The sequence below is a fragment of the Streptomyces laculatispora genome, from assembly GCF_017353455.1.
In the GTDB taxonomy this organism is placed as follows: Bacteria; Actinomycetota; Actinomycetes; order Streptomycetales; family Streptomycetaceae; genus Streptomyces; species Streptomyces laculatispora.
The window spans coordinates 1-21,339 of record NZ_JAFMPZ010000511.1 but is presented as its reverse complement, the minus strand read 5'-3'; the positions used below and the strand labels follow the sequence as shown (position 1 = coordinate 21,339).

20 protein-coding genes and 1 pseudogene are annotated in these 21,339 nt (G+C 69.3%); 13 read left to right on the top strand and 8 right to left on the bottom strand.

Translation table 11 applies throughout. From position 1 onward, the window contains the following. The first annotated feature begins 58 nt into the window (after positions 1-58). From J1C73_RS26800 to J1C73_RS26790, 3 genes are all read left to right on the top strand, one after another. Positions 59-1,255: a globin domain-containing protein gene (locus J1C73_RS26800; protein ID WP_207318638.1), complete on the top strand. Its 1,197-nt coding sequence runs from the start codon at positions 59-61 to the stop codon at positions 1,253-1,255. A gap of 148 nt (positions 1,256-1,403) precedes the next feature. Beyond that, the gene (locus J1C73_RS26795; RefSeq protein ID WP_207318637.1) at positions 1,404-1,994 is read left to right on the top strand and encodes an N-acetylmuramoyl-L-alanine amidase; all 591 of its coding nucleotides are present in this window, start codon (positions 1,404-1,406) and stop codon (positions 1,992-1,994) included. Positions 1,995-2,034: 40 nt separating this feature from the next. After that, entirely contained in the window at positions 2,035-2,982 is a 948-nt protein-coding gene (locus J1C73_RS26790; RefSeq protein ID WP_207318636.1) for a 1-aminocyclopropane-1-carboxylate deaminase/D-cysteine desulfhydrase, read from the top strand. Here the strand turns inward: J1C73_RS26790 and J1C73_RS26785 are convergent. Next, on the bottom strand, positions 2,961-4,559 hold the full coding sequence (locus J1C73_RS26785; protein ID WP_207318635.1) for a Na+/H+ antiporter: 1,599 nt from the start codon (positions 4,557-4,559) through the stop codon (positions 2,961-2,963). The two genes, J1C73_RS26790 and J1C73_RS26785, sit on opposite strands and share 22 nt — an antisense overlap. A gap of 35 nt (positions 4,560-4,594) precedes the next feature. Here J1C73_RS26785 and J1C73_RS26780 point away from each other — a divergent pair, with 35 nt between their 5' ends. The 3 genes from J1C73_RS26780 to J1C73_RS26770 all read left to right on the top strand — a co-directional run bounded on the left by J1C73_RS26780 (position 4,595) and on the right by J1C73_RS26770 (position 6,478). After that, the gene (locus J1C73_RS26780; RefSeq protein WP_207318634.1) at positions 4,595-4,855 is read left to right on the top strand and encodes a UBP-type zinc finger domain-containing protein; all 261 of its coding nucleotides are present in this window, start codon (positions 4,595-4,597) and stop codon (positions 4,853-4,855) included. 232 nt (positions 4,856-5,087) lie between these two features. Beyond that, positions 5,088-5,501 carry an ATP-binding protein gene (locus J1C73_RS26775; RefSeq protein WP_014048265.1) on the top strand — a complete coding sequence of 138 codons (414 nt, stop codon included), beginning with the start codon at positions 5,088-5,090 and terminating at the stop codon, positions 5,499-5,501. Positions 5,502-5,551: 50 nt separating this feature from the next. Next, positions 5,552-6,478: an RNA polymerase sigma factor SigF gene (locus tag J1C73_RS26770; protein WP_372446742.1), complete on the top strand. Its 927-nt coding sequence runs from the start codon at positions 5,552-5,554 to the stop codon at positions 6,476-6,478. A gap of 84 nt (positions 6,479-6,562) precedes the next feature. Here J1C73_RS26770 and J1C73_RS26765 read toward each other — a convergent pair whose 3' ends face one another. Continuing rightward, positions 6,563-7,012 (bottom strand): hypothetical protein, encoded by a 450-nt coding sequence (locus J1C73_RS26765; protein WP_372446741.1) that lies wholly within the window; start codon positions 7,010-7,012, stop codon positions 6,563-6,565. A 174-nt stretch (positions 7,013-7,186) separates the two neighbouring features. Between J1C73_RS26765 and J1C73_RS26760 the strand changes: the two genes are divergently transcribed. After that, positions 7,187-8,155 (top strand): diacylglycerol/lipid kinase family protein, encoded by a 969-nt coding sequence (locus tag J1C73_RS26760; protein WP_207318633.1) that lies wholly within the window; start codon positions 7,187-7,189, stop codon positions 8,153-8,155. 319 nt (positions 8,156-8,474) lie between these two features. Then, positions 8,475-8,732, top strand: a complete 258-nt coding sequence (locus J1C73_RS26755) for a WhiB family transcriptional regulator (protein WP_003953983.1) — start codon at positions 8,475-8,477, stop codon at positions 8,730-8,732. 201 nt (positions 8,733-8,933) lie between these two features. Here the strand turns inward: J1C73_RS26755 and J1C73_RS26750 are convergent, their stop codons facing one another. Together J1C73_RS26750 and J1C73_RS26745 are read right to left on the bottom strand one after the other, a co-directional pair. Then, a complete protein-coding gene (locus tag J1C73_RS26750; RefSeq protein ID WP_207318639.1) occupies positions 8,934-10,400 on the bottom strand; it encodes a sensor histidine kinase in 1,467 nt (488 codons plus the stop codon). Positions 10,401-10,762: 362 nt separating this feature from the next. After that, on the bottom strand, positions 10,763-11,833 hold the full coding sequence (locus J1C73_RS26745) for an SIS domain-containing protein (RefSeq protein WP_207318632.1): 1,071 nt from the start codon (positions 11,831-11,833) through the stop codon (positions 10,763-10,765). Positions 11,834-12,051: 218 nt separating this feature from the next. Between J1C73_RS26745 and nagB the strand changes: the two genes are divergently transcribed. Further along, positions 12,052-12,837 carry a glucosamine-6-phosphate deaminase gene (gene nagB / locus J1C73_RS26740; RefSeq protein ID WP_207318631.1) on the top strand — a complete coding sequence of 262 codons (786 nt, stop codon included), beginning with the start codon at positions 12,052-12,054 and terminating at the stop codon, positions 12,835-12,837. 128 nt (positions 12,838-12,965) lie between these two features. On the opposite strand, the gene J1C73_RS26735 is transcribed toward nagB, so the two are convergent. From J1C73_RS26735 to J1C73_RS26720, 4 genes are all read right to left on the bottom strand, one after another. After that, on the bottom strand, positions 12,966-14,504 hold the full coding sequence (locus J1C73_RS26735; RefSeq protein ID WP_207318630.1) for a glycoside hydrolase family 3 protein: 1,539 nt from the start codon (positions 14,502-14,504) through the stop codon (positions 12,966-12,968). A gap of 8 nt (positions 14,505-14,512) precedes the next feature. After that, positions 14,513-15,370, bottom strand: coding sequence for a carbohydrate ABC transporter permease (locus J1C73_RS26730; RefSeq protein ID WP_123461565.1), 858 nt, complete (start codon positions 15,368-15,370; stop codon positions 14,513-14,515). After that, positions 15,367-16,362, bottom strand: coding sequence for a carbohydrate ABC transporter permease (locus J1C73_RS26725; protein ID WP_207318629.1), 996 nt, complete (start codon positions 16,360-16,362; stop codon positions 15,367-15,369). The genes J1C73_RS26730 and J1C73_RS26725 overlap by 4 nt, the downstream gene beginning before the upstream one ends. 135 nt (positions 16,363-16,497) lie before the next feature. Continuing rightward, the gene (locus J1C73_RS26720) at positions 16,498-17,799 is read right to left on the bottom strand and encodes a sugar ABC transporter substrate-binding protein (protein ID WP_207318628.1); all 1,302 of its coding nucleotides are present in this window, start codon (positions 17,797-17,799) and stop codon (positions 16,498-16,500) included. A gap of 282 nt (positions 17,800-18,081) precedes the next feature. Between J1C73_RS26720 and J1C73_RS26715 the strand changes: the two genes are divergently transcribed. The 4 genes and pseudogenes from J1C73_RS26715 to J1C73_RS26700 form a co-directional block, all read left to right on the top strand. After that, the gene (locus tag J1C73_RS26715) at positions 18,082-18,852 is read left to right on the top strand and encodes a GntR family transcriptional regulator (RefSeq protein ID WP_123461562.1); all 771 of its coding nucleotides are present in this window, start codon (positions 18,082-18,084) and stop codon (positions 18,850-18,852) included. A 260-nt stretch (positions 18,853-19,112) separates the two neighbouring features. Further along, a complete protein-coding gene (locus J1C73_RS26710; RefSeq protein ID WP_123461561.1) occupies positions 19,113-19,367 on the top strand; it encodes a DUF3311 domain-containing protein in 255 nt (84 codons plus the stop codon). Continuing rightward, positions 19,364-20,992, top strand: coding sequence for a monocarboxylate uptake permease MctP (mctP, locus tag J1C73_RS26705; protein ID WP_207318627.1), 1,629 nt, complete (start codon positions 19,364-19,366; stop codon positions 20,990-20,992). Before J1C73_RS26710 ends, mctP begins: the two co-directional genes overlap by 4 nt. A gap of 144 nt (positions 20,993-21,136) precedes the next feature. Beyond that, positions 21,137-21,339 (top strand): annotated as a pseudogene (locus J1C73_RS26700) (GNAT family N-acetyltransferase); the annotation flags it as partial.

Here is a 21,339-nt window from a genome sequence, read left to right as displayed (position 1 = left end):
GCCGCACTCCGCCCAAAAATACGCATCTCAGATACCAATTCAAAACCGAGGAGTCACGATGCTCTCCGAGCCGTCGACCGCCACTGTCCGTGCCACCCTCCCCGCCGTCGGCGCGGCCATCGCAGACATCGCGGATCTCTTCTACCGCAAGCTGTTCGACGCCCACCCCGAGCTGCTGCGCGACCTCTTCAACCGCGGCAACCAGGCCTCCGGCGCCCAGCGCCAGGCGCTCGCCGGCTCCATAGCAGCGTTCGCGACCCAGCTGGTCGAGCAGCCGGACACCCGCCCCGACGTCATGCTCGGCCGCATCGCGCACAAGCACGCCTCGCTCGGCATCACCGCCGCCCAGTACGACGTCGTGCACACCCACCTGTTCGCCGCCATCGCCGAGGTGCTCGGCGACGCCGTGACCCCGGAGGTCGCGGCCGCCTGGGACGAGGTCTACTGGCTGATGGCCAACGCCCTCATAGCCATCGAGGAGCGGCTGTACGCGCAGCAGGGCGTGCTCGCCGGTGATGTCTGGCGCGACTGGGAAGTGGTTTCCCGGATCGAGGAGACCCAGGACGTCGCCACCTTCCGGCTCCGCCCCGCCGACGGTTCACCCGCCCCCGGCTTCCACCCCGGCCAGTACGTCTCGGTGCAGTCCGAACTCCCGGACGGTGCACGCCAGATACGTCAGTACAGCCTCTCCTCAGCCCCCGGCTCCCCGCTCCGCTCGATCACCGTCAAGCGGGTGCATGGCGGCGGCGCCCCCGACGGCGAGGTCTCAGGGCAGCTGCACGACCGGGTCCGGGCGGGCGACCGGCTCCGGGTGTCGGCCCCGTACGGCGACCTCGTACTGAAGTCCGCCGACGCCCCGCTCCTGCTCGCCTCCGCGGGCATCGGATGCACCCCGATGCTCTCGATGCTGGAGCACCTCGCGAACGGCGATCACCGCACCCCGGTCACCGTCGTGCACGGCGACCGCTCCCCCGACGACCACGCCATGCGCACCGACCACGCCCTGCTCACAGGCAAACTCCGCGACGCCGCGGCGCACTTCTGGTACGAGAACCCCGCGCCGGGCCACCCCGCGAACCGCACGGGCCTAGTCGACCTGACGGGTCTGGTCATCCCGTCCGGCACTCACGCCTACCTCTGCGGCCCGCTGCCCTTCATGCGGTCCGTACGCACCCAGCTGCTCGCCAAGGGTGTCCCGGCGGCCGACATCCACTACGAGGTGTTCGGCCCCGACCTGTGGCTCGCCAAGGACTGACCCGGGTCCGCTGCCCGGGGAATTGACCGGATCGGCTCGCACACCGCCCGAACAGAGCCCCGTGAACGGCCCACAACTGGCTCGGGGCCTCTTTTGCCGGGTACAAGCGCTGTACGGACATACTCCCCACCCGCAAAAGGAGCCGGCCATGTCCTCACCCATGTCCGCGAGCACCTTCCTCGCCGCCCTGAAGAACGAGGGGCTCACCGTCGTCCAGGTGGGCGACTGGCGTACCCACAACCGCAACCACAAGGGCTCCTGGGGCCCGGTCAACGGCGTGATGATCCACCACACCGCCACCCAGGGCACCGACGCCACCGTCCGGCTCTGCCGCGACGGCCACTCCGGCCTGCCGGGGCCGCTGTGCCACGGCGTCATCGCCAAGGACGGCCGGGTCCACCTGGTCGGCTACGGCCGGGTCAATCACGCCGGTCTCGGCGACGACGACGTCCTGCGCGCCGTCGTCGCCGAGAAGCGCCTGCCGTCGGACAACGAGGCCAACACCGACGGAAACCGGCACTTCTACGGCTTCGAGTGCGAGAACCTCGGCGACGGCAAGGACCCCTGGCCCGACGTCCAGCTCGAAGCCATCGAGAAGGCGGCGGCCGCGATCTGCCGCCGCCACGGCTGGACCTCCAAGTCGGTCATCGGACACCTGGAGTGGCAACCGGGCAAGGTGGACCCGCGCGGCTTCACGATGACCTCCATGCGGGCGCGGGTCCACGACCGCCTCAAGTAGCCGCCCGCCGGCCCGCCCGGACCACGTCCACAATGGGGGCATGCCCGCCACACCACCCCGTCCGCCCGGCCTCTCCCGGCTGCAGCCGATGCTTCCGTCACCCCTGCAGCCGGCCGAGGACGACCGCTTCGGCCGGCACGGCGTACAGCTGCTGCTCAAGCGCGACGACCTGATCCACCCGGATCTGCCGGGCAACAAATGGCGCAAGCTCGCCCCCAACCTGCTCGCCGCCGCCGGACGTCCCGTGCTGACGTTCGGCGGGGCGTACTCCAACCATCTGCGGGCCACGGCCGCCGCGGGCCGGCTGCTGGGCTTCCGCACCGTCGGCGTCGTCCGCGGCGACGAGCTGGCCCACCGCCCGCTCAACCCCTCGCTCGCCCAGTGCGCCGCCGACGGGATGCGGCTGCACTTCGTGGACCGCCGGACGTACCGCGCAAAGGCCGATCCACAGGTCCTGGCCGGGCTGCTGAGCGCCCACGGGGAGTGCGAGGTCATCCCGGAGGGCGGCAGCAACGCCCTGGCCGCACAGGGCTGCACAGAGCTCGGGCGCGAGCTGCGCGGCCGGGCCGCGGTGGCGGCGGTGGCCTGCGGCACCGGCGGCACCCTCGCCGGTCTCGCCGCCGGCCTGGCACCGGGACAGCGCGCCCTCGGCATCCCGGTCCTGCGCGGCGGCTTCCTGGGCGACGCGGTACGGGACCTCCAGCGGGAGGCGTTCGGCGGACCGGCCGGCGCCTGGTCCCTGGACGACCGCTTCCACTTCGGCGGCTACGCCCGCACCACTGTCGCCCTGCACGCCTTCGCGGACGACTTCGAGGACCGGCACGGGCTGCCGGTCGAGCGGCTCTATGTGGCCAAACTCCTCTACGCGCTCACGGTGCTGGCCGAGGAGGGGGCGTTCCCCGCGGGCACCGCGGTCGCCGCCGTGGTCACCGGAAGCCCGGACCCGGCCGAGCCGCCCGGCGCCCCTCAGTCCGCCTCCTCCCGGTAGGCCGCCGCCTCCTCCAGGTCGAGGCGCCTGAGCAGGGTCCGCATCATCTCGTCGTCGATGGCCCGCTCGTCCCGCAGCCGCACGAAGACCTCGCGCTCGGCCTCGATCATCTCGCCGGCCAGCCGCCGGTAGGTGTCGTCCGCCGACTCCCCCGTCACCGGATTCGACGCCCCGAGCCGCTCCCACACGGCGTTGCGGCGCCGCTCCAGGACGGTTCGCAGCCGGTCGGTGAGCGGCTGGGGCAGCCGGTTGCGCTCGTCGGTGAGCAGCTCCTCCAGTCGCGCCTCGGCAGCCGTGGACGCCTCGCTCTGCGCCTGCGCCTCCGCGAGGGTCTCGGCCTGCCGGTCGCGCCTCGGAAGCCTCAGGACGCGCACCAGGAGCGGCAGCGTGAGCCCCTGGATGACCAGGGTGCCGATCACCGTGGTGAACGTCAGGAAGAGCATCAGGTTGCGGGCCGGGAAGTCCGCGCCGCCGGCCGTGACCATCGGGATGGAGAACGCGATGGCGAGCGAGACGACACCGCGCATCCCGGCCCAGCCGACGATCAGCGGCGCGGTCCAGTCGGTCTCGGGTTCCCGGTCCCTGATCCGCTTCGACAGCCAGCGGGGCAGATAGGTCGCCGGATAGACCCAGACGAACCGGACCACCACGACCGCCAGGAACACCGCCACCGCGTACCAGAGGACGTCCGCGACGGCGTACGAACCGAGCCCCTTCAGTACGAAGGGCAGCTGGAGGCCGATCAGCGCGAAGACCGCGGACTCCAGGACGAAGGCGACCATCTTCCAGACGGCCGCCTCCTGGAGCCTGGTCGCGAAGTCGACCTGCCAGGACCGGTGGCCCAGATAGAGCGCGACGACGACCACCGCGAGCACCCCCGAGGCGTGCACCCGTTCGGCCGCCGCGTACGCCACGAAGGGGATCAGGAGCGACAGGGTGTTCTGGAGCAGCGCCTCCTTCAGGTGCGTACGGAGCCAGTGCAGCGGCACCATGAGCACCAGGCCGACCGCGACTCCGCCGACCGACGCGAGAAAGAACTCGCCGATCCCGGCGCCCCAGCTCATCCCCTCGCCCACGGCCGCGGCGAGCGCCACCTTGTACGCGGTGATCGCGGTGGCGTCGTTCAACAAAGACTCGCCCTGGAGGATCGTCGTGACCCGGGCGGGCAGGCCGACCCGGCGGGCGATCGCCGCGGCCGTGACCGCGTCCGGAGGGGCGATCACGGCGCCCAGCACCAGTGCGGCGGTGAGCGGCAGACCGGGCACCAGCCGGTACGCCAGCCAGCCGACCGCGACGGTCGCGAACAGCACATAGCCGACGGAGAGCAGCGCGACGGGACGCAGATTCGCCCGCAGGTCGAGGTACGAACTGTCGACGGCTGCCGTGTAGAGCAGCGGTGGCAGCAGGAGCGGCAGCACGATGTGCGCGTCCAGGGTGTACGTCGGCACCCCCGGCACGTACGAGCCGATCAGCCCCATGGCCACCAGCAACAGCGGGGCGGGCACCGGCGTGCGGCGGGCCAGCCCCGCCATCGCCGCACTGGCCGCGACCAGTGCCACCAGTGGCAATGCGTCCATCTCACGGTCCTCGCATCCGTCGTAACCTGGCAATCATGAGTGAGTGCCCGCACGTATCAGATCTGCCGCGCCCCGAGCCCGCACCCCTCAGCGAGACCTGTCTCGAATGCCGGGCAGCGGGGACCCACCCCGTGCAACTGCGGCTCTGCCTGGTATGCGGCCGTGTCGGCTGCTGCGATTCCTCACCGTTGCAGCACGCCACGACGCATTTCAAGGAGAGCGGTCATCCGGTGATGCGAAGCTTCGAACCCGGCGAAAGCTGGCGCTGGTGCTTCGAGGACGGTTCGATCGTCTGACGTCTGGGTACGTCAAACCGGCGCCTGTTGTTCGTAATTGACCGCCGCAGACCTCTAGCCACTGTGCGTACTCATGGGCTTACTATGAGTGACAGTCATGGGACGGGGTCTTGGCGACACGGCATCATGGATCGCGATAGCGTCGCCGGACCAAGAACCGAAGACGTACCGCATGGCTCCGGGGCACCCTTCCCGGATCCTCGAATGAGTTTGTGCCACCTTGGAGGTGAGGGTGTCCCAGATCGCAGGCGAGCCCGGGAATCAGGACTTCGTAGAGGTCCGGCTGCCCGCTGCGGGTGCCTACCTGTCGGTGCTGCGTACGGCCACGGCCGGTCTCGCAGCGCGCTTGGACTTCACTCTCGACGAGATCGAGGATCTTCGCATCGCGGTCGACGAGGCCTGCGCGATCCTGCTTCAGCAGGCCGTGCCCGGCTCCGTCCTCAGCTGCGTCTTCCGTCTCATCGACGACTCTCTGGAAGTGACGGTTTCGGCCCCCACCACGGACGGGCGGGCCCCGGAGCGCGACACCTTCGCCTGGACGGTGCTCTCCGCACTGGCAGGAAAGGTCGACTCCACGGTCGCCGATGACCGCACGGTCAGCATCAGCCTGTACAAACAGCGCGGCGCGGGACCCGGGCCGGCGTGAGCAACGGGAACGGGGACGGTCCTGTGCGGGACGAGACGATCCGACCAGGGGTGGTGCACGCAGCAGGCATCCCGGAGCAGCAGGCCCTGACACATCCGGTGGACGAGGCGGACCTGCCCCGTGCGGTGGACGGGGTGGACGGGCCCGTTGGCCGTACGGTCGTGGTGGAGCAGTCGCAGGCGGAGCGGGCAGGCCAGATGAGCGAGCACGGGCACCACGATCCACACGACCGCAGCGGGGCGCGGGCGTTGTTCATCGAGCTGGGCAAACTCCCCGAGGGCTCGGCCGAGAAGGCCGAACTGCGCAATCGGCTGGTGCGGATGCATCTGCCGCTCGTGGAGCATCTGGCCCGGCGCTTCCGCAACCGGGGCGAGCCGCTGGACGATCTGACCCAGGTCGCCACGATCGGCCTGATCAAGTCGGTGGACCGGTTCGATCCGGAGCGGGGCGTCGAGTTCTCGACGTACGCCACGCCCACGGTCGTCGGCGAGATCAAGCGCCACTTCCGCGACAAGGGCTGGGCGGTGCGGGTGCCGCGCCGCCTCCAGGAGCTGCGGCTCTCGCTGACCACGGCGACCGCGGAGCTCTCGCAGCAGCACGGCCGTTCGCCCACGGTGCACGAGCTGGCGGAGCGGCTCGGCATCTCCGAGGAAGAGGTCCTGGAGGGCCTGGAATCGGCCAATGCCTACAGCACGCTCTCGCTGGACGTGCCGGACACGGACGACGAGTCCCCCGCGGTCGCGGACACGCTCGGCTCCGAGGACGAGGCGCTGGAGGGCGTCGAGTACCGGGAATCACTCAAGCCGCTGCTGGAGGACCTGCCACCGCGGGAGAAGCGGATTCTACTGCTCCGGTTCTTCGGCAACATGACCCAGTCGCAGATCGCGCAGGAGGTCGGCATCTCGCAGATGCATGTCTCGCGGCTACTGGCCCGCACTCTGGCACAGCTGCGCGAGCGGCTGCTCGTCGAGGAGTAGCCGGACGGTGCGCGGCCCCGGAAGCCCGGCGGCCGCGACGCACCCCGGAGCGGCGGGCGGCTGCCCGCGTTGCGCGCGTACGCGTCAGGCGTCGGTGTCCGTGTCGGGCTCCGCGCCAGGACGACGGATGCCCAGGGCCTCGATCGTCGCCGGCCTGGCCAGCTGGTACAGCGCGGTCAGGGACATCGCCGCGAGCACGATCCCGGCCGGAATCAGCACGCCGTGCGACCGCAGCAGCGTCCACGCCACCGGCAGCGCGATGATCTGGGTGATGAGGGCGGGGCCGCGGCTCCAGCTGCGCCGCAGCAGCAGCCCACGGGCGGCGAACAGCGGGATCAGCCCGAGCGCGATCAGGGTGAGACCGCCCATTTCGGCCTGTTGCGGGCTGTCGGGGCGGCCGAGCAGCCCCATCACCAGCATGTAGATCCCGCCGATGACGAGGGCCGCGCCCTCGATGGCGTTGAGTCCGGCCACGACCGTGATCCTGGCCGGCTTCGGCGGCGCCGACGAGGGCGCGTTCTGCTGAGTACTCACCCCTGCAGGTTGGCACCCCGGACCCGCGAAAGCGAAGCCGGGGCCGTCACACCACCGGAACGTGGCGGCCCCGGGCCGCCGCGGGCCGCCCCACCGCACCCGGACCGTCACTGTGCGTGAAGGCCACCGGGCAGGACTTCAGGCCGATAACCCGCGGTAGGTAGTCTGGCGGTCATGCGCGCACTTCTTGTGGTCAATCCAGCTGCTACCACCACCAGTGCGCGGACCCGTGACGTGCTCATTCACGCACTGGCCAGCGAGATGAAGCTGGAGGCCGTGACCACCGAGTACCGCGGGCACGCCCGCGACCTGGGGCGTCAGGCGGCCGACAGCGACGACATCGATCTCGTGGTGGCACTCGGCGGGGACGGCACGGTCAACGAGGTCGTGAACGGCCTGCTGCACAACGGTCCCGACATCGACAACCTGCCGAAACTCGCCGTGGTTCCCGGTGGCTCCACCAATGTCTTCGCGCGCGCCCTCGGTCTGCCCAACGACGCGGTGGAGGCCACCGGCGCCATTCTGGACGCGCTGGCCAACCGCACGGAGCGCACCGTCGGCCTCGGTCTGGCGGCCGGCACTCCCGGCACGGAGGACGAATCGGTGCCGGAGCGCTGGTTCACCTTCTGCGCCGGCCTCGGATTCGACGCCGGCGTCATCGGCCGGGTCGAACAGCGACGCGAACAGGGAAAGCGGTCGACCCATGCGCTGTACGTCCGCCAGGTGCTCCGCCAATTCCTTGAGGAACCGCACCGGCGGCAGGGAATGATCACGCTCGACGTGCCCGGACACGAACCGGTCACCGATCTCGCGCTCTCCATAATCTGCAATACGGCACCCTGGACCTACCTGGGGAATCGCCCGATGTACGCCTCTCCGAAGGCCTCGTTCGACACCGCCCTGGACGTCCTCGGCCTGCAGCGGCTGTCGACGGCGGCGGTCACCCGCTACGCCACTCAGCTGCTCACTTCGAGTCCCGAGAAGGGGCCACACGGTAAGCACGCGGTTTCACTGCATGACCTCACGGACTTCACCTTGCATTCAAAGGCGCCACTGCCCTTCCAGATGGACGGTGACCACCTGGGAGTGCGTACAAGTGTGACGTTCACAGGCGTACGCCGTGCACTGCGTGTGATTGTGTGAGTGGAAGGGACCAAAGTCCTTTAACTCGAACGTTTGGACTGGCTTCCACCCTCTAGAAGTACGGCTGTGACCTAGCCGACACCGAGGAATCAAAAAAAACTTTCCTGAAGGGGTTGTATCCGCCGCCGAGGTTTGCGAATCTCTACATGGCGATCGGGACGGCCCGCAACAACGGCCTCCACTGAGAGCCAGAACCCCTCCTCACTGCACAGGACCACATCCAGTTCATCTGGACGTCGGCCCTACACCTGCGGGGGGATTCGTGAAAGCGTTCACATTCACAAGCCACAGTACGTAATACCAAGGAGAGGTAGCAGCCATGGACTGGCGTCACAACGCCGTTTGTCGTGAGGAAGACCCGGAGCTGTTCTTCCCCATCGGCAACACCGGTCCTGCGCTGCTGCAGATCGAGGAAGCCAAGGCCGTCTGCCGTCGCTGCCCCGTCATGGAGCAGTGCCTGCAGTGGGCGCTCGAGTCCGGCCAGGACTCCGGCGTCTGGGGTGGCCTCAGCGAGGACGAGCGCCGCGCAATGAAGCGCCGCGCCGCTCGCAACCGGGCGCGCAACGCCAGCGCCTGACCGACGCCACCGCTACGAGCCTCAGCCAGGCGGCGCGTACGGAGTGTACGCATCACCCCGCCCCCCGAGTCGCAGCGCGCAGTACCCCCGAAGCGCACGTTTGACCAGGAAGCCCGGACCGTCACCAACGGTCCGGGCTTCCTGCTGTGCGCATGTCCGGCAGCGGGGCACGGTGCCACCGGCCGGCGCGGACGCGTGGTGCTACTTGTCGGCGCGGACCGGGATGTCGAGGATGACCCGGGTGCCGCGCTCGGGCGCCGGCACCATGCCGAACGTCCCGCCCAACTCACCCTCCACCAGCGTCCGCACGATCTGGAGCCCCAGATTGCCGGCGCGCTGCGGGTCGAACCCCTCGGGCAGACCGCACCCGTCGTCCTGAACGGTGATCAGCAGCCGCCCCTCCGTGGGCGAGCCGCCCCGCACCGCGGAGACCTCGACCGTGCCGGACTCTGCGACCGAGAACGCGTGCTCCAGCGCGTTCTGCAGCACTTCGGTGAGGACCATCGCGAGCGGGGTGGCCACTTCGGCGTCGAGGATGCCGAAGCGCCCCATGCGGCGGCAGGTCACCTTGCCCGGCGAGATCTCGGCGACCATGGCGATGACCCGGTCGGCGATCTCGTCGAACTCCACCCGCTCGTCCAGATTCTGGGACAGCGTCTCATGCACGATGGCGATCGAACCCACGCGCCGTACGGCCTCGTTGAGCGCCTCACGGCCCTGCTCGGAGTCCATCCGGCGGGCCTGCAGCCGCAACAGGGCCGCCACCGTCTGGAGGTTGTTCTTCACCCGGTGATGGATCTCCCGGATGGTGGCGTCCTTGGTGATCAACTCGCGCTCGCGGCGCCGCAGTTCCGTGACGTCGCGGAGCAGGACCAGGGACCCGATCCGGACCCCCTTGGGCTTGAGCGGGATGGCCCGGAGCTGGATCACCCCGCCCGTGCACTCGACCTCGAACTCGCGGGGCGCGTACCCGCTGGCGAGTTTGACGAGCGCCTCGTCCACCGGCCCCCGGGAGGGTGCGAGTTCGGCGGTGATCCCGCCGAGGTGCTGTCCGACCAGGTCGGAGGCGAGTCCGAGACGGTGGTACGCGGAGAGGCCGTTGGGGCTGGCGTACTGGACGACGCCGTCGGCGTCGAGCCGGACCAGCCCGTCACCCACCCGCGGCGAGGCGTCCATGTCGACCTGCTGGCCGGGGAACGGGAAGGACCCGGCGGCGATCATCTGGGCCAGGTCGGAGGCGGACTGGAGGTAGGTGAGTTCCAGCCGGGACGGGGTGCGGACGGTGAGGAGGTTGGTGTTGCGGGCGATGACACCCAGCACCCGGCCCTCCCTGCGTACGGGGATCGACTCGACCCGTACGGGGACCTCCTCGCGCCACTCCGGGTCGCCCTCGCGCACGATCCGGCCCTCGTCCAGCGCCGCGTCCAGCAGCGGACGGCGGCCGCGCGGCACCAGATGGCCGACCATGTCGTCCTGGTAGGAGGTGGGGCCGGTGTTGGGCCGCATCTGGGCGACGGACACATAGCGGGTGCCGTCGCGGGTGGGGACCCAGAGGACCAGGTCGGCGAAGGAGAGGTCGGAGAGCAGTTGCCACTCCGAGACCAGCAGATGGAGCCACTCGAGGTCGGTGTCACTCAGGGCTGTGTGCTGGCGGACGAGGTCGTTCATGGAGGGCACGCGTGCGAGCGTACCTGTGGATGCGCACAGGTACCGAACCGGACGACCCGGCCGCACGTGCGGGAAGAAGGGCCGAAAATTGCCGCGTCCCATGGATGGACAGGGGTGAATGGTCTAGTCCACAATGCTGAAGACAGAGCCTCCGCTCTCCCCGCACAGGAGAGCGGAACGAGGTACCCGCGCTCTCTGCCCTGACTGCGCCGGTACCTCTCCCAGGCCGGGGGCACCGCACACCTCCGGCCGGGCGGACCGCCCTGAGGGCGGTCTTACTCCGGGCTGCGGTGCTGGTCGGGCTGAGGGTCCCGGCCCGGCGCCGCGGCCCGCGGGTGTCTTCCGGGCCGTCCGGCCCCCGGTCAGTGCGTTTCGGTGACCTTCGCGAGCGCGCGCGGGGCGTCCGGGTCCTGGCCGCGGGCGATCGTCACCTCGTACGCCAGCATCTGCAGCGGCAGGATCTCCAGAATCGGCTGGACCTCCTCGGCGACCCCGGCCGTCGGCAGCACGAAGCCCGCTGACGCCGCTTCCACCTGGGCTTTCGGGCCGACCACGAAGAGGTCGGCGCCACGTCCGCGCAGCCGGTCGAGCACCGGCTGAAGGGCCTCGCCGCCCCGGCCGTCGGTGACCACGGCGATCACCGGGGAGATGTTGTCGACCATGGCGAGCGGGCCGTGCAGCAGATCGGCGCCGGAGTAGGAGAGCGCGGGGATGTAGCTCGTCTCCATCAGCTTCAGGGCGGCTTCCTTGGCCGTGGGATAGCCGTAGCCGCGCGAGGTGATGACCATGCGCTCGGCGAAGCGGTAGCGCGACGCCAGGGCCCTGACCTCGCTCTTGCGGTCCAGGATCGCCTCGGCGAGCTCCGGCAGGATCGTGGCCGCCGCACCGTCGCCGCCGCGCAGTCCCTCCACGAACAGGTACAGGGACAGCAGCGAGGCGGTGTACGTCTTGGTGGCCGGCAGGGCCTTCTCCGGACCCGCCAGGATGTCGATGTGGTACTCGGAGACCGCGGCGAGCGGCGAGTCCGGGTTGTTGGTCACGGCCAGCGTCACCGCACCGGCCTCCCGCGCGGCCCTGGTGGACGCCACCAGGTCGGGCGAGCCGCCGGACTGGCTGACGGTGACGACCAGGACGTCCCTGAGGTCCGGCTTCGCGCCGTACGCGGTGGTGGTGGACATCGACGCCAGACCGCAGGGCAGCCCGAGCCTGATCTCCATCAGGTACTTCGCGTAGAGCGCGGCATTGTCCGATGTGCCGCGGGCGGTGAGCAGCACGAAGCGCGGCTTCCTCGCCGCGATCTCGGCCGCCACCGCCCGGATGGCAGGGGCCCCCTCGTCGAGGATGCGCCGGAGCATCGCGGGCTGCTCGGCCATCTCGCCGGACATGATCCGGCCGGGCAGCTCGCCCTCGCCTGCCGGGTACGTGGCGGACATGTCTGGTGCCTCCCGGGGGTCTGCCGATGCGTCGGCCAAGTCGAACACGGGGCCCGGCGGGCCCGCCAGCGGACGGCACCCGGCGGGATTGCGGGGCGAGTCGCCCACAGTTCGCCCGGCCGGTACCAGGGGGCCGTGTCCGCGTGCGCGAGGTCTGCTAGATTAGGACTTTGATTGGTCTATACCACATGTAGTCACTCCAGATCGGCAGGCCCCGCGTGGAAGTTGTCATCGTCCCGGACGCCAAGGCAGGCGGCGAACTGATCGCGGGGGCCATCGGCGCCCTGCTGAGCCGCAAGCCCGACGCCCTTCTCGGCGTTGCCACCGGCTCGACCCCGCTGCCCGTCTACCAGTCGCTGGCGCACAAGGTCCGCTCCGGTGCCGTTGACGCCTCGCGCGCCCGCATCTGCCAGCTCGACGAGTACGTCGGACTGCCTGCGGGCCACCCGGAGTCGTACCGCTCCGTGGTGCTGCGCGAGGTCGTCGAGCCGCTCGGGCTGTCCGAGGCCGCGTTCATGGGCCCCGACGGCTCCGCCGAGGACATCCAGTCCGCCTGCGAGGCCTACGACAAGGCGCTCGCCGAGGCCGGCGGGGTGGACCTCCAGCTGCTGGGCATCGGCACCGACGGGCACATCGGCTTCAACGAGCCGTGCTCCTCGCTCGCCTCCCGTACCCGGATCAAGACGCTGACCGAGCAGACCCGGGTCGACAACGCGCGCTTCTTCGACAACGACATCGCGCAGGTACCGCGCCACGTGATCACCCAGGGCATCGGCACGATCCTGGAGTCCCGCCACCCGATCCTGCTCGCTACGGGCGAGGGCAAGGCCGATGCGGTGGCGCAGACCGTCGAGGGCCCGGTGGCCTCGGTCGTGCCCGCCTCGGCGCTGCAGCTGCACCCGCACGCGACGATCGTGGTCGACGAGGCGGCGGCGTCGAAGCTGAAGCTGGCGGACTACTTCCGCGCCACGTATGCGGCGAAGCCGCTGTGGCAGGGTATTTAGTCTTCTCCGGTACGCGTGAGGGCCGGGAGACCCTGTGGGTGTCCCGGCCCTCTTGTGTGCGGGTGCGTCCGGGTGGACGCGTTGTCCTCAATCGCCGGACGGGCTTGATATGGGCGGACGGGCCGGACTCAGTTCGCCGCGGTGATCGTCTCTGCCGCCGCCAGGCCGCAGACCCTGGCGGCTCCGTGGGTGGCGATGTGGAAGGCGCCCCTCGGTTCGGCCTGGGGGACGCCCATCTCGACCACGATCGTGTCCGCACGCGCCGCCAGCAGCGCGTCGAGGGCCTCGGTCATCCACGCATGGCGGTGTGCGTCGCGGACGACGGCGACGATGCGCCGCTCCCCCGCGGCCCGCAGCACATCGGCCGCGAGCGCGTCGTTCCCGCTGCCGTACGTGTCCGTCCCGGTGCCCGGCACCAGCCGGGCCAGTTCGGCGGCGACACCCCAGGGCGTCTCGGCACCGACCGCGATGTTCGCGACGGGGGTGAGGGCTGCGACGTACGCCGGGCCGGTGAGCGGTTCGGCCGTGCCGGTCACCACGACCGCGCGGCGGGCCGCGACCAGGCCGATGTCGGAGCTGATGCCCGTGCTGTCCCCGGTGCCGGGCGCGGTCCCCTCCTGCGCTGCCGCGCCCGGCTCCTGGGCAGTCCCCCCGGCCCGCCGCGTCCAGGACGCGAGGGCCCGTACCCGTGCGGCGGCGTCGGCCAGCCGCTCCTCGGGCAGTTCACCGGCTCGGACCGCCGCGACCAGCGCGTCGCGCAGCCGGAGGACCGTGCTGTCGTCGTCGAGGCCGCCGCCGACACAGAGCGCGTCGGCGCCCGCCGCGATCGCGAGGACCGAGCCGCGCTCGATCCCGTACGTCGAGGCGATGGCCTGCATCTCCACGGCGTCGGTGACGATCAGGCCCTCGTAACCCAGCTCCTCGCGCAGCAGACCGGTGAGGATCTGCGGGCTCAGCGTCGCCGGGCGGTGCGGGTCGAGTGCGGGAAGCAGGATATGCGCGCTCATCACCGATTTGGAACCCGCCGCGATCGCCGCCCGGAAAGGCACCAGTTCACGGGCGTGCAGGGTTTCCAGGTCCACATCGATGCGCGGCAGGGCGTGGTGCGAGTCGACCGCGGTGTCGCCGTGCCCCGGGAAGTGCTTGGTACAGGCGGCGACGCCGGCGGCCTGGAGGCCCTCGACGTACGCGGCGGTGTGCCGGGCGACCAGGTGCGGATCGGCGCCGAAGGACCGTACGCCGATGACCGGGTTGCCGGGATTGGAGTTGACGTCCGCGGACGGCGCCCAGTTGAGGTTGACACCGCAGTCGGCGAGCCGGCGGCCCAGCTCCTGGGCGACGGCGCGGGTCAGCGCGACGTCGTCGACGGAGCCGAGCGCCAGGTTGCCGGGGAAGGAGGAGCCGTGACGCACCTCCAGCCGGGTGACGTCACCGCCCTCCTCGTCGATCGCGACGAGCACGTCGTCGCGTTCGGCGCGGAGTTGGGCGGTGAGCGCGGCGAGCTGCCCGGGCGTCTCGATGTTGCGGCCGAACAGGCCGACGGAGGAGAGGCCTTCGCCGACCCGGCGCAGCAGCCAGTCGGGGGCGGTCGTGCCCGTGAACCCCGGCTGCAGAACGGCGAGGGCGTCGCGGGTGACGGTGTCCATGGTGGAGACGAGGGTGGTCATGGGTGGCGTTATCCCTTCACGGCACCGGACGTGAGGCCGGTTGCCATGTACTTCTGCACCAGCAGGAAGAAGGCCACGACCGGGATCGCGATCATCGTCGAGGCGGCCATCAGCGCGCCGTAGTCGATGCCTCGCGAGGTCGTGAAGTTCATCAACCACACGTTGAGGGTGTACTTGTCGTTGTCCTGAAGGACGACGTAGGCGAGCAGGTACTCGTTCCACGCGGTGATCAACGAGAAGATCGAGGCGGCGGCGAGGCCCGGGGCCAGCAGCGGGAAGGTGACCCGCCAGAAGGCGCCCATCCGGCTGCACCCGTCGACCATGGCCGACTCCTCCAGCTCCGGCGGAATGTTGATGACGAAACCGCGGATCATCCACGTCGCGAACGGCAGCGTGGAGACGAGGTAGATGACGATGACGCCCCAGTACTCGTTCAGCCCGCCGAGGTCGTTCAGCTGGATGTAGATGGGGATCAGCATCGCCGTCGGGGGCAGCAGCTGGACGACGAGCAGCACGATCATGAAGAACTTGCGGCCGCGGAAGCGGAAGCGGCCGATCGCGAAGGCCGCGATCGTGGCGAGCAGCATGCCGCCGAGGACGGCGACGCCGCAGACGATCAGGCTGGACTCGATGGCCGTACCGAAGTTCGGCTGCTTGATGGCGCGGGAGAAGTTGTCGAAGGTGATCGACGAGGGCCAGAGCGTCTGGTCGTAGCTGCGGATCTCGGCGTTCGGCCGCAGCGAGCTGATGACCAGCCAGTAGACCGGGAAGGCCATCAGCACGAAGGCGATGAGGCCCGCGATGTTGTAGCCGATGCGGTGCTTCTTGCGGTCCGGGCGGAGGACCTGGGGGGTGGAGGCGCTCACTCGACCTCTCCGATCTTGAGCAGCTGGCGCAGGTAGTACACGGCGACGCCGGACAGCAGCAGGACCGTGATGAGCGAGATGGCGGCGCCCTGGCTGAACGAGTTCGACTCGAATGCCTTCTCGAACGAGTAGATACCGAGAACCGAGTACTCCGGTTCCGGCTTGTTGCCGCGCATCAGGAAGATCTGTCCGAAGACGTTGAAGTCCCAGAGCACGGAGAGCGTGGCGACCATCTGGAAGACGGGCTTGATGACCGGCCAGGTGACGTAGCGGAAGACGCCGGTGGTGCCGGCTCCGTCGAGCGACGCGGCCTCCTCGAGTTCCTTGGGAACCTGGGTCAGCGCGGCGTACAGGGTCACGGTGACGAACGGGACGGCGCCCCAGACGACGACCGCGCCGATGATGACGAAGCCCTGTTTGGGATCGAGGAACCAGTTGTGGCCCTGTGCGTCGATCCCCAGGTACTTGGTCAGCACCATGTTGATGACGCCGTAGTCGGAGTCGGCGAACCAGCGGAAGATCGAGGTGGCGACCAGCAGCGGCATCGACCAGGCCGCGACCAGGGCGGCGGTCAGCAGCAGCCGCACCCAGGTGGACATCCGCTGCATGAGCATGGACAGGCCGAGGCCGACGGCCATGGTGACGAAGACGCAGACCGCCATGAAGATGACGGTCCGCCAGACGACGTCCCAGAACTCGCTGTCGCCGAGGATGTTGGTGAACTGGTCGAAGCCGACCCAGGGTGCCGCCGATCCGGACCACAGCTCGCGGCGGCCCACGTCCTGGAAGGACATGATGACCGTCTTGATGAAGGGCCAGACGAAGACTGCGGCGATGGCGACGAACGCCGGTGCTATGAGGAGGTACGGCAGCAGAGCGCCGGCCTTCCGCGGTTTACGGTTCACGTTCTTCGCAGGCTGAGGATCCGCGCCCTCGGGAGCCCGCGGGACGGACACCGGCGGGTCGGCTGCTTTCATGTCGGCGGCACTCATTGTGCTTGCCTTCCGTTTCGGACCGGGTACCGGAGGGCGGGGATGACAGTCCCTTTCGGGCCTGCCACCCCCGCAGATGATCAGTTGAGCCGGCGGCTCACGTACTCACCGGCTCGGACTCCGTGAGCTCGGGGCTCAGGACTCCTTGTTGATCATCGAGTCGATCTCCGCGTCGGCCTTCTTGGTGGCCTCCTCGACCGACTTGCCCTTGATGATGTCGAGCAGCATGATCTCGAGCGTTTCCTTCTTCTCGATCGCCGTCCAGCCCGGGGCGATCGGGGTGAACCAGGCGTCCGGCACGGCGTTGGCGATGGCCGCGGTCTCCGGCTTGGCCTTCAGCGGCTCAAGCTGCTTGGTGTTGTTCGGAAGGATGTTCTTCGAGGCGAGAACCTCCTCCGACTTCTCGGAGGTGAACATCGAGATCCACTCCTCGCCGAGGTCCTGGACCTTCGACTTGGAGATGGTGGCCAGGTCGGAACCGCCGATGAAGGACGGGAGCGCCTTGCCGTTCGGGCCGGGCATGCCCGCGGTGGCGATCTTGTCCTTCAGCTTCGGGTTGCCGTTGGCCTTGGAGTCGATGACGCTGCCGGCCTCCCAGCCGTTGCCGTAGAGAAGAGCGGTCTTCTCGTTGGCCATGACGTTGGCGTGGTCCGCCTCGTCCTTCGTCTTGTCACCGTGGTTGTACTTCTTGACCAGGTCGACGAAGTCCGTGATGCCCTTCTGGGCCTCGGGGGTCGAGAGAGTGGACTTCCACTCCTTCTTGCCCTCGTCGTACTTGGCGATCTGGCCGCCCTCGGCAGCGACGTAGGACATCGCGGCGTACCAGTAGCGGCCCGGCAGGTACAGCGGCGAGAACGCCTTGTCCTTGCCGTACTTCGTACCGATCTTGTCGAGCGCGGCGGTCAGCTCGTCCTGGGTGGCGGGGAGGGTGTCCTTGCCGGTGCCGGCCTTGAACATGTCCTTGTTGTAGATCGCTACGCGGGCGCCGGCGTAGTAAGGAACGCAGTACTGCTTGCCCTCGAAGGCGCACGTGTCCTTCAGACCCTTGATCCAGGTGTCCGAGTTCTCGTACTTCTTCGGGTCGATCTCGCCGAGTGCCCCGTTGAGGATGTACGTCATGGTCTCGGTGTTGCCGAGCTCCACCACGTCCGGGAACTTGTCGCCGGCGAGGGAGGCGTCAAGCTTCTTGGCCTTGTCGGCCCAGGTCTGGTACTGAACGTTGACCTTGACGTTGGGGTACTTCGTCTTGAACTGGGCATTGACATCCTTGACCAGTTCAGGCCACGTGCTCTGCGCGTCCGACATCAGCCAGACGGTGAGCGATTCCTTGCGGTCCTTCGGGTCCTTCGACGACGACTTGCCGTCATCCGAACCACACGCTGCGATCGAAACCAACATGCCCGCGACGCCGATCGCCGCGATGAGCTTGCGCTTCACGCCACCCTCCTCAGGGATGCTGCAACCCCTGCCCACCGCGCAAAAAAACGTCGACGAGTACTGCTGGGGCTGGAACCTGGTCTTTAATGGTTTAGACCAGTACCGGGAGCTTGGCCTAGACCTTTAGGGGTGTCAAGGGTGTATAAGAAGTGCACTCGCGTCCGTTATAGGACCGACATCTGAGGGAGGGCGACGACCCGTGACCGGACCGTGCCACCATGTGAGCCGCGACAGACGGAGGAGCCGGTGACGGCAGCAACGCAGCAGTCGGGAAGGCGGGCCATGGGTGCCGACGGGGGCAGTACGGAGAACGAGACGGGCGCGAGCGCGGGCACGCGTACCGCGCGCGTCCCGAAGTACTACCGGCTGAAGCGACATCTCCTCGACATGACGGACACGATGCCGCCGGGCACCCCTGTGCCGCCGGAGCGGACCCTGGCCGCCGAGTTCGACACCTCGCGCACCACCGTGCGCCAGGCGCTCCAGGAACTGGTCGTCGAGGGCCGGCTGGAGCGCATCCAGGGCAAGGGCACCTTCGTCGCCAAGCCGAAGGTCTCACAGGCACTGCAACTCACCTCGTACACCGAGGACATGCGCGCCCAGGGGCTGGAACCGACGTCCCAGCTACTGGACATCGGCTATGTCACGGCCGACGACACGCTCGCCGGGCTCCTCGACATCACCACCGGCGGCCGCGTGCTACGGATCGAGCGGCTGCGGCTGGCGAGCGGTGAGCCGATGGCGATCGAGACCACCCACCTCTCGGCCAAACGGTTCCCCGCGCTGCGGCGCTCGCTGGTGAAGTACACCTCTCTCTACACGGCCCTGGCCGAGGTGTACGACGTACGGCTGGCCGAGGCCGAGGAGACCATCGAGACCTCCCTCGCCACCCCGAGCGAGGCCGGGCTGCTCGGTACGGACGTGGGGCTGCCGATGCTGATGCTGTCCCGGCACTCGCTGGACGAGCAGGGCGAGCCGGTCGAGTGGGTCCGTTCCGTCTACCGCGGCGACCGCTACAAGTTCGTGGCGCGTCTGAAGCGTCCGCTGGACTGACCGGGCACCGCCCCGGCGCAGCACCGAACAGCCCCCGTGGAGCCGCCCCCGCGGGGGCTTCCCGCTCTCCGGACAGCCACTCCGTACCGCCATTGGTCTCGACCACCTCTGCTGCGCCGGGAGTCGTTCCGGCTGCCCGATTCTGGCCGGACGACCGTTGCCGGACCGCAATGCGGACAGGGGGTGACGCTGGCCGGGGCCCTCGCCTAGATTTCCTGCGCATTACAACAGGTGATCAGCGAGGGGACGGAGTCGCCGCAATGCCAGCAGACCCAGAAGGAAAGCCACCCACCGTCACACCCGTACGGGTGGTCATCGCCCTCTGCCTCATCGCGCCGTTCGTGGCGATGCTCTGGGTGAGTTCGTACGCCAAGATCGACCCGACCTTCATCGGCATCCCGTTCTTCTACTGGTACCAGATGCTCTGGGTGCTGATCTCGACCGCACTCACGATGACCGCGTACAAGCTGTGGCAGCGTGACCAGCGCGCCCGCAAGGGGGGTGCGTCGGCATGAAGGACGGCGTGAACGGCGTCGCGCTCGGCGTCTTCATCTTCTTCTTCCTGGCCGTCACGGTCGTCGGCTTCATGGCGGCCCGGTGGCGCAAGGCCGAGAACGAGGCCAGCCTCGACGAATGGGGCCTGGGCGGACGGTCGTTCGGCACCTGGGTCACCTGGTTCCTGCTCGGCGGCGACCTCTACACCGCGTACACCTTCGTCGCCGTACCCGCGGCGATCTACGCGGCCGGCGCGGCCGGCTTCTTCGCGGTGCCCTACACCATCCTGGTGTACCCGCTGATCTTCACCTTCCTGCCGCGCCTGTGGTCGGTGTCGCACAAGCACGGCTACGTCACCACATCGGACTTCGTCCGCGGCCGGTTCGGCTCCAAGGGGCTCTCGCTCGCCGTCGCCGTCACCGGCATCCTCGCCACCATGCCGTACATCGCGCTCCAACTCGTGGGCATCCAGGCGGTGCTCGACGTGATGGGCGTCGGCGGCGGCGAGAACACCCACTGGTTCATCAAGGACCTGCCGCTGCTGATCGCGTTCGCGGTGCTCGCCGCGTACACGTACTCCTCGGGCCTGCGCGCGCCCGCGCTGATCGCGTTCGTCAAGGACGGGCTGATCTACCTGGTCATCGCCGTGGCGATCATCTACATCCCGATCAAGCTCGGCGGCTTCGACGACATCTTCGCCGCCGCTCAGGAGAAGTTCGCGGGCCCGCCGGGAGGCAAGCCGACCGGCGCGCTCGCACCCGGCGTGAACGGCCAGTGGGGTTACGCCACACTGGCGTTGGGCTCGGCGCTGGCGCTCTTCATGTACCCGCACTCGATCACGGCGACGCTCTCCAGCCGCAGCCGCAACGTGATCCGCCGCAACACCACGATCCTGCCGCTGTACTCGCTGATGCTGGGACTGCTCGCGCTGCTCGGCTTCATGGCGATCGCCGCCGGGGTCAAGGTGGACAACGGCCAGCTGGCGATCCCGCAGCTCTTCGAGGACATGTTCCCCGACTGGTTCGCGGGGGTGGCCTTCGCCGCCATCGGCATCGGCGCACTGGTCCCCGCGGCGATCATGTCGATCGCGGCGGCGAACCTCTTCACCCGGAACATCTACAAGGACTTCCTGAAGCCCGACGCGACCCCCGCGCAGGAGACCAGGGTCTCCAAGTTGGTGTCGCTGCTGGTGAAGGTCGGCGCGCTCGCCTTCGTCCTCACCATGGACAAGACGGTCGCGATCAACTTCCAGCTGCTCGGCGGGATCTGGATCCTCCAGACGATGCCGTCCCTGGTCGGCGGCCTGTTCACCCGGTGGTTCCACCGCTGGGCCCTCCTCGCGGGCTGGGCGGTCGGCATGGTCTACGGCACGGCCGCCGCCTACGGGGTCGCCAGCCCCACCCAGGCGCACTTCGGCGGGTCGTCCAAGGAGATCCCGGGCATCGGCGAGATCGGATACATCGGCCTGACGGCGTTCGTGCTGAACGTCGTGGTCACCGTCGTCCTCACCTTCGTCCTGAACGCCGTGAAGGCGCCCGCCGGGGTCGACGAGACCTCTCCCGACGACTACACCGCGGACGCGGGCGACCCGGGCGTGAAGGCGCAGCTCCCGCCGGCCACGGCCGGGGCGCCGGGCGGTCACTGACCGCGGAGCACCCGCGCGGGACGTACGGGCCGTCGCATCCTTCCTCCGGAAGGTGCGGCGGCCCTTGCGCGTGCCGGACGCGGGGGCCGGGCGTGACCGGCAATTGCGGCGACCGGGCCCGCGGCGTGCGGCAGACTTCCGCGCATGGACATAACGATCAGGCCGGTCGAGCCGGCCGAGCACGCGGTCCTCGGCGAGATCACCGCCGAGGCCTATCTCGGCGACGGGCTGCTGGACTTCGGCGCCGACGATCCGTATCTGGTGCAGCTGCGGGACGTCGCCCGGCGGGCCGCCGAGGCCGAGGTGCTCGTTGCGGCGGACGCGCGGGGGCGGGTGCTGGGCGGCGT

What these genes read in the sequence shown, in the direction of transcription:
- J1C73_RS26800 (WP_207318638.1), top strand. Translation starts at nt 59, where the DNA reads ATGCTCTCCGAGCCGTCGACCGCCACTGTCCGTGCCACCCTCCCCGCC.
- J1C73_RS26795 (WP_207318637.1), top strand. Translation starts at nt 1,404, where the DNA reads ATGTCCTCACCCATGTCCGCGAGCACCTTCCTCGCCGCCCTGAAGAAC.
- J1C73_RS26790 (WP_207318636.1), top strand. Translation starts at nt 2,035, where the DNA reads ATGCCCGCCACACCACCCCGTCCGCCCGGCCTCTCCCGGCTGCAGCCG.
- J1C73_RS26785 (WP_207318635.1), bottom strand. Translation starts at nt 4,559, where the DNA reads ATGGACGCATTGCCACTGGTGGCACTGGTCGCGGCCAGTGCGGCGATG.
- J1C73_RS26780 (WP_207318634.1), top strand. Translation starts at nt 4,595, where the DNA reads ATGAGTGAGTGCCCGCACGTATCAGATCTGCCGCGCCCCGAGCCCGCA.
- J1C73_RS26760 (WP_207318633.1), top strand. Translation starts at nt 7,187, where the DNA reads ATGCGCGCACTTCTTGTGGTCAATCCAGCTGCTACCACCACCAGTGCG.
- J1C73_RS26755 (WP_003953983.1), top strand. Translation starts at nt 8,475, where the DNA reads ATGGACTGGCGTCACAACGCCGTTTGTCGTGAGGAAGACCCGGAGCTG.
- J1C73_RS26750 (WP_207318639.1), bottom strand. Translation starts at nt 10,400, where the DNA reads ATGAACGACCTCGTCCGCCAGCACACAGCCCTGAGTGACACCGACCTC.
- J1C73_RS26745 (WP_207318632.1), bottom strand. Translation starts at nt 11,833, where the DNA reads ATGTCCGCCACGTACCCGGCAGGCGAGGGCGAGCTGCCCGGCCGGATC.
- J1C73_RS26735 (WP_207318630.1), bottom strand. Translation starts at nt 14,504, where the DNA reads ATGACCACCCTCGTCTCCACCATGGACACCGTCACCCGCGACGCCCTC.
- J1C73_RS26725 (WP_207318629.1), bottom strand. Translation starts at nt 16,362, where the DNA reads ATGAGTGCCGCCGACATGAAAGCAGCCGACCCGCCGGTGTCCGTCCCG.
- J1C73_RS26715 (WP_123461562.1), top strand. Translation starts at nt 18,082, where the DNA reads ATGGGTGCCGACGGGGGCAGTACGGAGAACGAGACGGGCGCGAGCGCG.
- J1C73_RS26710 (WP_123461561.1), top strand. Translation starts at nt 19,113, where the DNA reads ATGCCAGCAGACCCAGAAGGAAAGCCACCCACCGTCACACCCGTACGG.
- mctP (WP_207318627.1), top strand. Translation starts at nt 19,364, where the DNA reads ATGAAGGACGGCGTGAACGGCGTCGCGCTCGGCGTCTTCATCTTCTTC.